Source organism: Solibacillus silvestris (genome assembly GCF_051967575.1).
GTDB classification, from domain to species: domain Bacteria; phylum Bacillota; class Bacilli; order Bacillales_A; family Planococcaceae; genus Solibacillus; species Solibacillus silvestris_B.
On record NZ_JBQCJW010000056.1, the window covers coordinates 1 to 9416 of the forward strand.

At 40.4% G+C, this 9416-nt stretch carries 12 protein-coding genes; 2 read left to right on the forward strand and 10 right to left on the reverse strand.

Going from position 1 to position 9416, the window contains the following annotated elements:
* The 3 genes from ACTHOQ_RS18275 to ACTHOQ_RS18285 all read right to left on the reverse strand — a co-directional run.
* A partial coding sequence (locus ACTHOQ_RS18275; RefSeq protein WP_440497594.1) for an RNA polymerase sigma factor occupies positions 1-335 on the reverse strand: 335 nt, incomplete at its 3' end.
* A 174-nt stretch (positions 336-509) separates the two neighbouring features.
* Entirely contained in the window at positions 510-989 is a 480-nt protein-coding gene (locus ACTHOQ_RS18280) for a nucleoside 2-deoxyribosyltransferase (RefSeq protein WP_440497596.1), read from the reverse strand.
* Positions 990-1003: 14 nt separating this feature from the next.
* Complete coding sequence (locus ACTHOQ_RS18285; protein WP_440497598.1) at positions 1004-1504, reverse strand: DUF1648 domain-containing protein; 501 nt, start codon at positions 1502-1504, stop codon at positions 1004-1006.
* A gap of 207 nt (positions 1505-1711) precedes the next feature.
* Between ACTHOQ_RS18285 and ACTHOQ_RS18290 the strand changes: the two genes are divergently transcribed.
* Entirely contained in the window at positions 1712-2362 is a 651-nt protein-coding gene (locus ACTHOQ_RS18290) for a DedA family protein (protein ID WP_440497600.1), read from the forward strand.
* 179 nt (positions 2363-2541) lie between these two features.
* On the opposite strand, the gene ACTHOQ_RS18295 is transcribed toward ACTHOQ_RS18290, so the two are convergent.
* From ACTHOQ_RS18295 to ACTHOQ_RS18320, 6 genes are all read right to left on the reverse strand, one after another.
* Positions 2542-3081: a PadR family transcriptional regulator gene (locus ACTHOQ_RS18295; protein WP_440497601.1), complete on the reverse strand. Its 540-nt coding sequence runs from the start codon at positions 3079-3081 to the stop codon at positions 2542-2544.
* A gap of 92 nt (positions 3082-3173) precedes the next feature.
* Complete coding sequence (locus ACTHOQ_RS18300) at positions 3174-4358, reverse strand: YhgE/Pip domain-containing protein (protein ID WP_440497602.1); 1185 nt, start codon at positions 4356-4358, stop codon at positions 3174-3176.
* A 164-nt stretch (positions 4359-4522) separates the two neighbouring features.
* Positions 4523-5011 (reverse strand): chemotaxis protein CheW, encoded by a 489-nt coding sequence (locus ACTHOQ_RS18305; RefSeq protein WP_440497604.1) that lies wholly within the window; start codon positions 5009-5011, stop codon positions 4523-4525.
* A gap of 11 nt (positions 5012-5022) precedes the next feature.
* Positions 5023-6132, reverse strand: coding sequence for a M20/M25/M40 family metallo-hydrolase (locus tag ACTHOQ_RS18310; RefSeq protein WP_440497606.1), 1110 nt, complete (start codon positions 6130-6132; stop codon positions 5023-5025).
* A gap of 48 nt (positions 6133-6180) precedes the next feature.
* Positions 6181-7161: a hypothetical protein gene (locus ACTHOQ_RS18315; protein WP_440497607.1), complete on the reverse strand. Its 981-nt coding sequence runs from the start codon at positions 7159-7161 to the stop codon at positions 6181-6183.
* A 74-nt stretch (positions 7162-7235) separates the two neighbouring features.
* Positions 7236-7970, reverse strand: a complete 735-nt coding sequence (locus ACTHOQ_RS18320) for an AAA family ATPase (RefSeq protein WP_440497609.1) — start codon at positions 7968-7970, stop codon at positions 7236-7238.
* Between the two features lie 203 nt (positions 7971-8173).
* Here ACTHOQ_RS18320 and ACTHOQ_RS18325 point away from each other — a divergent pair, with 203 nt between their 5' ends.
* The gene (locus ACTHOQ_RS18325) at positions 8174-8560 is read left to right on the forward strand and encodes a YflT domain-containing protein (protein WP_440497610.1); all 387 of its coding nucleotides are present in this window, start codon (positions 8174-8176) and stop codon (positions 8558-8560) included.
* Positions 8561-8580: 20 nt separating this feature from the next.
* Here the strand turns inward: ACTHOQ_RS18325 and ACTHOQ_RS18330 are convergent, their stop codons facing one another.
* On the reverse strand, positions 8581-9072 hold the full coding sequence (locus ACTHOQ_RS18330; RefSeq protein ID WP_440497611.1) for a tetratricopeptide repeat protein: 492 nt from the start codon (positions 9070-9072) through the stop codon (positions 8581-8583).
* Positions 9073-9416: the final 344 nt, after the last annotated feature.

Below are 9416 nucleotides of genomic sequence, written 5' to 3' on the forward strand. Positions count from 1 at the left end.
GTGGAACAATCCGTTCGGGATGTTGCCCCAAGAAAAAACTTAGGCAGAATGTGTCCGAAAATTTGACGTAGATCCACAAATTCCCGCTGCTCCGGGGCGCTTTTAAATGGAAGCCACTCGATTAATGCCTTTTTGCGATAATAGTCATAGACGAGATTTCGCGCGACTTGCCTTGTATATTTTTGATAATTATCGATTTTAGCCAAGTTTGTTTTGTAGATCCGCAAAAAGGTATCTTGCGTTAAATCTTCGGCTAATTGCGCATTCGACACCATATAGCGTATGTATTGATAGGTTTTGTGAAAATGCTGCTCATACAGCTCATCAAAATCCATGTCCGTCACCTCTCTTATTTATAAAGACGAATAAAGATTAAAAATATGTAAAAAATGTCGGCTATTTTTAAAACTTTTTCCAAATAAGCTTTTTGCGGTCAGGCTTCTGGCAAATGCCCGCAAAATTAAAACAAGCTGTATTCCTATAAAGAAATACAGCTACGTTCCATCGATTTACTTGTGCAGCGCTCTCACTTGCTCGACAGCTTCCCCGACTGTCGAAACGATTGCGCCATTTTGTTTAATCAGGCCAACAACGAATAAATTGCGGTAAATAAACTGGTTTTCCGTGCCGTCTTCTATGAGTGCGTCGATCTTTTTAGAGTTTGTCCGCCCCAACTGTCTCACATCTGAAAATAATGCGATGATCGGTCTGTTCAACATGGAAAACGCGCCAATTTCAGCAGCTACACCTGAATCGATTTCCACTCCGTCGATTACTGCAATTAATACATCGCTTTCCTTCAAACTCGATAAATCCGCTTCGGCAATCGCTAAACTGTTTGCATATGCATTTTTGTCGTTGATTGCATCGTTTTCCTGCGGTACATATAATTCGATTGAAGGAATTGCCGCGCGGATTTCGCGTGCCAGCAATTCATTTACATAGCGGTCTCCGATTGAAAATAATCCATTTGCTAAATATGCTTTCATGTTCAAACCCCTCATCATTTAATTTTCATTATTTTTACGATTTTCCAAATGAGCACGATAAACAGCGCGATCATAATGGCAAAGAACGGCCAGCCAATCGAGGCTTCATCGCCTAATGCTATATCGATTGTGCGGTAAACGATATACGCAAATAATACATTAATTATATTGCGCATATAATTCAATGTTTGGCGACTATTTGTGTAAAAAGCTTCAATATTCGATTCATTTAATCTTTCCGGATAATTATGCGTTTCCGGGAATTTCTCCAAAATCATTAAAAAAAGCTGCATCCCGATGGCGATACCCGGCAAAATCAGCAGCTCCAGTTTCGAGCCAAAGCGATCAACATTGCCGCTGCCGTCAAAATGGGCGGGCACTTTATTCGGTAAGTCGCCCCAGTTCACGGCAAGTATCGACAGCATTGCCGCTAAAGCAATATAGCCGCCGATATCCATCAGCCATTCGGATTTCGTCTTTGGAATATGGATTTTCGGACGTTTCGTAAAACTCATTTTTACACCAACCTTTAATTTTCTTCCCCCGATGAATTTTTAGTGCGTGCTGCAAAAGATGGGGCAATATCATTTTTGCTGTAATTCCATATTGCCGTTTGCAAATTTAGCGACAACAAAATTGCCAATTCAATGCTTTATACAATCCAAAAAAGTCATAATCGGCTATACTTGAATTTACCAATCCTATTGATAGGAGAACGACTTATGCTATTAGACATCATTCAATTTCTACGCGAAATCGATCAGCTTATTTTTCATTACATAAAAGAGCTCGGCAACTATATTTATTTGCTTATTTTTGCAGTCGTGTTCACAAAAACAGCCTTTGTTATTTTAACGTTTCTACCAGGCGACAGCACAGTGTTCACAAGCGGAACCCTGGCGGCAATCGGGAAGCTCGATTTAATGATGCTTTTCATTATCTTTATTTTTGCCACGGCATTGGCAGATAGCAATAATTACTACATCGGCAAAATGTTCCGGAAAATTCCTCCTAAGCGAAACTTTTTGATGCGCATCATTTCAAAGCAAGCAACGGAAAAAGCGCATCAGTTTTTGATCGATTATGACCGGGTTGCCATTACATTTTCGCGCTTTGTTCCACTCATGCGCACGATGACTCCTTTTATTTCGGGCTATACCGGCTTTTCATATTGGAAATTCCTCCGCTATAACTTTATTGGTGCGGTGCTTTGGACTTCCGTATGGCTGATCACTGGCTTTCTGCTTGGCAATATTCAGTGGGTTGAGGACAATCTCGTGCTGACACTCGGCATCATCACTGTATTTGTCTTTGGCTTTACGGGCATTGCCTATATAAAGCAATTCAAGAAGAAACGGGATCTCACTGTTTAGCTGAATCATTTTATGCGCAAATGAAATGATTCAAACACATCAAATTTGTGCCCCTTTATGTATGTGGTCAATCAGCTGGCTGCAGCCCTCTTTTATCATATAGAACAAAATGCCCGAATTCAATTGAATGCGCACGAAAAAGCCTAAAGTTCCACAACCGGCGGATCTTTAGGCTTTCATTAAATCTGCTCATTTTTCAATTTCTCAATAACGGTTGCAAGCCAATCGATATCCAGCTTATAACTGCTGTCATAATAAGAGGCAAAAACTTCTACCACTTCCTTCGTTGACCCTTCAACATGAAGCTTTGCATGAATATCCTTTATGTTTGCAAGTTTTGAATGAATCGCATCAATTTTATGCTCTAGAATTTCGATGACTTTTTTTCGGTCCACATGATGAATGAAAATTAATCCAATTAGCATTTCCTGCAATTTATTCGCCTTTTCAAATAGCGTGTAAATTTTTTTCGGCAGCTCCTTGCGACCGCTTTCGGTAATCGCAAACACTTGCTTGTCCGGACGATTGTCTTCCTTTATAACTTCGACAGATTCGATAAATCCTTGCTTCGATAATGATTCAAAATGATAATAAAGTTTACTCTCTGTTAGTCCAGCGAGCTTGTCAAAAGGCACAGGCTTGGCAAGCTCCTTTTTTAATTTATAAGGATAATTGTTTCCTTCGATTAACTTGCTTAAAATATAAATCTGAATTGACATCATTCAACGTCCCCTATTTTCGAGTAATCACCTATTACTAAGAAAGCTTCAACCAGTAAAATGATTGAAGCCCTTCTTTTATAGTAGCAGAATTAAACCGTAATTTCAGCTGTGTTTTTTTGCGTTGCCGGTTCAGCAGTTGGCTCTGTAACGGGCAGCGGCTTATGGAAGAACGATACGATTAAAATATTGATCAGCATCGCACCTCCGCCGACCGCAGCTAATCCCCATAGGAATGGTGCTGGGCTGATAGAGCCGAACATGATGGCAAAATATGATTGTACCGAATGATACATCGGCGTAATATAGCTGAACCATTCATATGGCAAATACATCATATCGCGTGGCATCGTCGCTCCATTTGCGATTGTCTGCATTAGAAGGATAGGGATATTCAGCACCATACCGCCCTCGCCCAATAAGAAAATCATAATCGCACATACATTAAATGCGGCCATATACATAAGTACTTGCTGTGCGGCAATTGGCAGCAATAGCGATAATTCCACATCTGTAATAGAAAACACGATCGATAAAGCTGCAATTGTCGATAATACAGCAATTAATAAAGCTGTACCTTGCACGAAGACGAAAAGTTTCGTTTTGCTTGCTTTCCCGCGGCTTGCTTTAAATGAACCGACCAATTGCATTGCAGCGATCATCGCTCCAACATAACCAGCCATCGTTAAAAACATCGGCAGCATATTATTATGCATGCCATCCGGAACATCATTTATCACCACATAGTTGCCTACATAGCTGTTTTCGATTTGAGATGAAATTTCCGCTGCCTGCTCTTGCGGCACATTGAAATTCATTAATACCCCTTGTGCAGTTTGCTGCGAGAAACTTGCGCTCAATTGCTTATTGATTTCTGTGACTACCGAAGACATTGCGGAAGATACCATTGTTGCAGATGCTTCATTGACCGTGAAGTCAATATTCGCTGTCGCCCCGCTTTGTGCATTTTCAGAGAAACTTTCCGGAATGTGAATGACAAGCGCCAATTCGTTTTTTTCCAGTCCCTTCATCGCCGCTTTATTTGTTATATCCGTTTCAATTGTTTTAAACGGCAGACTTTCCGACAACTGGTTTGCGATTTGGCTGCCTGTCTCCCCTTTATCATCATTAACCAATGCAATTTTTAAATCATCCATATTGCCGGGAAGTGCCGTATAGCCAGGCAAGAAAATACCCAGCATCGCGACCGCATAAAAAATACCCATAAAAATGGATGCGATAGCTCCCTTCGTTTTTAAAAACTGTGTAAATTTCATATTGTTATTCCTCTCTATGTTCAGCTTTCATAAAAGTACTTTAATTAGAGTACTCGACTCAAACCATATTACAATAGCACAATAATAATGTAAAGTGAAAAGTGCCTATTTTTTTGCATACAAAAAGCGCGAAAAAACATCCATTGATTTTCGCGCTTTTGCCATTATTCGTTTACATGTTCTTTTTCATTTTCCAGCATTTTGTGCAAATAATCGATAATTTCGCGCATTCCTTCCAATGAATGGATAAGAATGCTTGGATCAACACAGGAAATCATTCGATCCTCCAAATTTGCCACCGCTGTAAAATATTTCGTTTTTTCATAATTGACAAGGCCCATTTGCTTTAAAATGCCTTCTTCAAAATCAATAATTTCCTTCGCATCCGCTACTAATAATCCGTAATTGATAATATCTGTCTTCAATACGATTACTTTGGATGTTGCGGTATTCGTCGGACGATTGTATAAAATGGACTGAAAATCAATGACCGGTGTGAGCTCCCCGCGAATCCGCGTAAAACCGAGCAAATATTTCGGCAAATGCGGGATCGGTGTCACCCGTTCCAGCTTTTCAATTGATACTACTTGATCAATAGGTACGGCATACTCTTCCGTGCCACATAAAAATACGACCGCTTTTTCAAAACCCATATGTTCACCTCTTATTTAGTCGTTTGCATAATGATTGCTTCTAATAAATCGGCTAACTTTTCAAGCTCTTCAATCGGCATTCTTTCATTTGTTGTATGAATTTCCTCATACCCGACAGATAAGTTCACTGTCGGGATGCCAAAACCTGCAATGACGTTCGCATCACTGCCCCCGCCTGATACACCTAGCTGCGGCGTGCGGCCGACTGCTTCCACAGCCGCCTTTGCGATTTTTACAACTTGATCTTCTTCTGTTGCGCGGAAGCCAGGATACATGAGCTTCACTTCTACTTCCGCACGTGCGCCATATTGTTGTGCAACACGCTCAAATGTTTCTTTCATATGTGCTGTTTGTGCATGCAGCTTCGATTCGTCAATGGAGCGGGCTTCGGCAAGTATTGTCACTTCATCACATACGATATTAGTTGCCTGTCCACCTTCGAAGCGGCCGATATTCGCTGTTGTTTCCTCATCCAGGCGGCCAAGCTTCATTTGTGCAACCGCTTTTGCAGCTACTGTAATCGCTGAAATCCCCTTTTCGGGCGCTACACCGGCATGCGCTGTTTTGCCGATGACTTTAGTCAATACTTTCGCTTGGAAAGGCGCCGCAACAACAATGCCTCCCACTTTGCCATCACTATCAACAGCATATCCGTATTTTGCGATAATTGTCGATGGATCCAATTCTTTCGCGCCGACTAGACCACTTTCTTCGCCGGCAGTAATGATGAATTGAATCGTACCATGCGCAATATTCTTTTCTTTCAAACGACGGGCCATTTCAAACAATGCCGCGATGCCCGCTTTATCGTCTGCACCTAAAATCGTTGTGCCGTCCGAATATATATAGCCATCTTCGCGGACTTCAGGTTTAATCCCTTTTCCCGGTACGACTGTGTCCATATGTACTGTAAAATAAATCGGCTCAATCGCGTCGTCACCTTTCAATGTTGCGATAATATTGCCTGCACCGTGGCCATTGCGTGTATGTGCATCGTCCTGCAAAACATCAAAACCCATCTGTTGCAATTTTTCGACTAATACAGGCGCAATCAATTCCTCATGCTTTGTTTCAGAATCAATTTGCACCAACTGTAAAAACTCATCTACTAAACGACTCATATTCCATAACTCCTTTTGGATAGCTAATTTAAGCTTTATTCTACGCCTCTATTTTTGAAAAAACAATGTTTGATCATCGGCATTTAAGATTCCCTCTTTTTCTCGCAGAAGCTCCACTTCTTTTCTTAATGTTATGTTCAGTTTTTGCTCCAGTTCACGAATTGTATTGGCTACATCATCTTGAACGCGCGAAATTTGGTTCATCGATGTCGTAATTTTTGAATGGATCGACCAATCGGTGAAAATATTATCGAAAAAGTAATCGGTGAACATGACAAACCCGTCTGTATCAATAACAAGCGAATCTTGGCGAATTTCTTTTACATCCAATAATTCATTGTGAAAGCGCTGCAAAGCCATTTGGGCGTCATGTAAATAACTGTTCGTTTCATTAAGTTTTTCATGCTTGAATGCAGTTGCGATAAAGCCGCCGCCCAAAAACGTATCCCATGTCGAGTAAGACTTTGCGTCATTGAGCGCATAGCCTGCATCTGTCAGCTTGCTTAACGCATGATTTCCCGCATCCATTGCTTCATTAATTTCTTTTATAAGCTTTCTGCATAATAGCTCCTGCTCCAAAATATCGGTTAATTTTGCAGCAAGGTGAGGGGCATTTGCCTGCAGCCATTGCTGTTTTTTCGTATCTGTCTGCTTTAACTGCTCTTCGACATAAGACTCATTAATTGCATTCAGCTTATGAATAAGGTCTACACGATCATCCTGCAAATCTTCGTATGTTAATTGGGACTCGATAAGCTTAAGTTCGGTAACAGCTGCACGGTCCAAGTTTTGCTCGATTAATTCATCCTTTTTTCCTGACCATTCACGAAATAGATTGACGAATGAAAATGCCTCCAGCTTATTCAATTGTTTGCGCGCATTTTGCATATCCAATTGATGGCGCCCGATTTCTCGCTCCGCATGTGCAATAAGACGTTCCACTGTTTCGATTTTTTTATGTAGCTTCTCCGCTTCAAGCAGTTGTAGTTGACAATGCTCAGCTTGCTGCTGCAATTGCTGCCATTCCATATTAATCGCCTCCTATTATTTACTAGTTTATACTGAAAAATAGTAGCTGTCTAAAGAATTTCGTTTAAATGAAATCATTCTTCGTCTTCATGAAATAGCTCCTGCAGCATTTTTTCCCGATGCTGCAAAAAATACGAGGTGATTTGATAATGCTCGGTTTGTTCGTATTGCACTTGTTCGATTCCATGCTCATCAAACTGATAAATGACCGCACCCGGATAGCCGAGCAATATCGGCGAATGTGTCGCAATAATAAATTGGACATTTTCCTCCTTCAGCAAATCATGCAGCAATGTCAAAAAAGCCAATTGTCTTGTAGGCGACAGTGCGGCTTCTGGCTCATCCAGCAAATATATTGCATTGCCGTTAAAGCGATGCTGGAATAACGAGAAAAAAGACTCCCCGTGTGATTGATGATGAAGAGATTTTCCGCCATATGCTTTATAGCCGTTTGTATCCGTTTCATCTAAATGCGAGGCAAACTGATAAAACGTTTCCGCACGCAGAAAGAATCCGTTCGTCACTTTTGGCCACCATGATAATTTCACATATTCGCCAAGTGAGGACTGTGATTCATGAACATCGAATGCCTGGAAATTTTGCGTACTCCCACCTGCTGGATTAAAGCCTATTTGATCGGCAATCGCTTCGAGCAATGTTGATTTCCCTGCACCATTTTCGCCGACAAAAAAGGTTATCGGTGCATCTACATCCAGCTCATCCATATGGCGTATAAACGGAATCGAGAATGGGTACGCATTATAATCAGCTATCTGCTCTCTTTTAAGTTTTATCGATTTTAAAAACATATGTCCTCTCCTTTGATCCGTATGCTATAGTTGTCACCTAAAATATAAAGTCTCATCGAAATGCTTTCCTTTAATATACTACGGGTTTCAAACTCTATAAGTTTCGGATTTCCCCCATTTACAACTTAAACAGTGCAATTCTTTTTGTTGTCGCTACCACTTGCTTATAAATTCCATTACAATGAAAAAAAGGGGTGAGCTAGATGGAGTATCGTCGTGAAATAGCGTTAGTGTATACAGTTGAGGAAGCATTGGCAAAACTGAATATCATTCGGGGGCACGGCTTTTCGGAACATGAAATTCACCTGTTTTCAAAAGATATCCGTCCTTTTCAATCGCTGAAAATGTATACCGATATCCAGATTCATACAGCCGGCAATTGGATGGACCAATTGATCAGCTTCATTACCCGCCAAAATGTTTATGAAGCAAGCTTGCGCATTTTGCATCTTACCCCAGAGGAAGCCGCGCATTATGGTCACGGCATCGAGCTGGGGGCGATTTTTATTATCGCCGAGCACGAGCACCCATATGAAAAGGAACCGAAAAAACGGCAGGCGGCATTCAATATGTCGAATGCTGTTGATTGATTTTACAGAAAACTGCTAACTCATTTCCACACTTCACTTAATTTATCACTATAAAAGGCTATTGCATTTTTATATTTCTTAATATCAGGATTAGACGAAGTAGTTGCAATATTTTTTAATAGAAGCTCCATTGCACGCTCATGTTCATTCAAATTAAATAAGGTCATTGCATAAAATACTTGAATGGCTTTATTGTGCGGAAACTGCTTCAAACCCTGTTCAAACGTATGTTTTGAATTGCCGTATTCCCCTAGGGCTCTGTATGTACTACCAAGACCTAAATAGGCATTCGCCAAATCCTCGTCATTCAGGTGACCTAGAATTGCCTTTTCGTAGTATTGTACAGCCTTGGATTCTTGACCAAGCATATCAAAGCTCCAGGCACATTGATAATCTATATATGTATCGTTTGGGTGTTGCTCCACTAATCTAATAAGTAATTCGTTTGATTCATGTAATTTCCCCTCACTTCTTAATTGAACCGCCTGCTGTAAAAAATCGATTTCATTCATTTGTCATTACCTCCTCTAGCCTCAAAGCATCCGTCGACTGGACCTTTTGTAAAATTAATTTTTTCCCCTTTTAATAGCATACTTGCTTCTCTGAAATTACACTATAATGATAAAGAAGGATTTACAGTATAGCGGGCGCCGAAAAACTACGATTATTAAAAAACTGATCTCATTTTTAATAACAGTCCCTCTCCTGCATTGGAAAGAATTACATTAACGGATAGAGATTCTGGCTCTTAATTAAATGGTAGGAGAAATAAGCGGAGTTTTGAGACTGTCGATTAACTCAAGTAAATTTGTATTTCCACGTGATTTTTTTGATTCTTAATTTATTGTCTGTTTTA

What these genes read in the sequence shown, in the direction of transcription:
- ACTHOQ_RS18280 (WP_440497596.1), bottom strand. Translation starts at nt 989, where the DNA reads ATGAAAGCATATTTAGCAAATGGATTATTTTCAATCGGAGACCGCTAT.
- ACTHOQ_RS18285 (WP_440497598.1), bottom strand. Translation starts at nt 1,504, where the DNA reads ATGAGTTTTACGAAACGTCCGAAAATCCATATTCCAAAGACGAAATCC.
- ACTHOQ_RS18290 (WP_440497600.1), top strand. Translation starts at nt 1,712, where the DNA reads ATGCTATTAGACATCATTCAATTTCTACGCGAAATCGATCAGCTTATT.
- ACTHOQ_RS18295 (WP_440497601.1), bottom strand. Translation starts at nt 3,081, where the DNA reads ATGTCAATTCAGATTTATATTTTAAGCAAGTTAATCGAAGGAAACAAT.
- ACTHOQ_RS18300 (WP_440497602.1), bottom strand. Translation starts at nt 4,358, where the DNA reads ATGAAATTTACACAGTTTTTAAAAACGAAGGGAGCTATCGCATCCATT.
- ACTHOQ_RS18305 (WP_440497604.1), bottom strand. Translation starts at nt 5,011, where the DNA reads ATGGGTTTTGAAAAAGCGGTCGTATTTTTATGTGGCACGGAAGAGTAT.
- ACTHOQ_RS18310 (WP_440497606.1), bottom strand. Translation starts at nt 6,132, where the DNA reads ATGAGTCGTTTAGTAGATGAGTTTTTACAGTTGGTGCAAATTGATTCT.
- ACTHOQ_RS18315 (WP_440497607.1), bottom strand. Translation starts at nt 7,161, where the DNA reads ATGGAATGGCAGCAATTGCAGCAGCAAGCTGAGCATTGTCAACTACAA.
- ACTHOQ_RS18320 (WP_440497609.1), bottom strand. Translation starts at nt 7,970, where the DNA reads ATGTTTTTAAAATCGATAAAACTTAAAAGAGAGCAGATAGCTGATTAT.
- ACTHOQ_RS18325 (WP_440497610.1), top strand. Translation starts at nt 8,174, where the DNA reads ATGGAGTATCGTCGTGAAATAGCGTTAGTGTATACAGTTGAGGAAGCA.
- ACTHOQ_RS18330 (WP_440497611.1), bottom strand. Translation starts at nt 9,072, where the DNA reads ATGAATGAAATCGATTTTTTACAGCAGGCGGTTCAATTAAGAAGTGAG.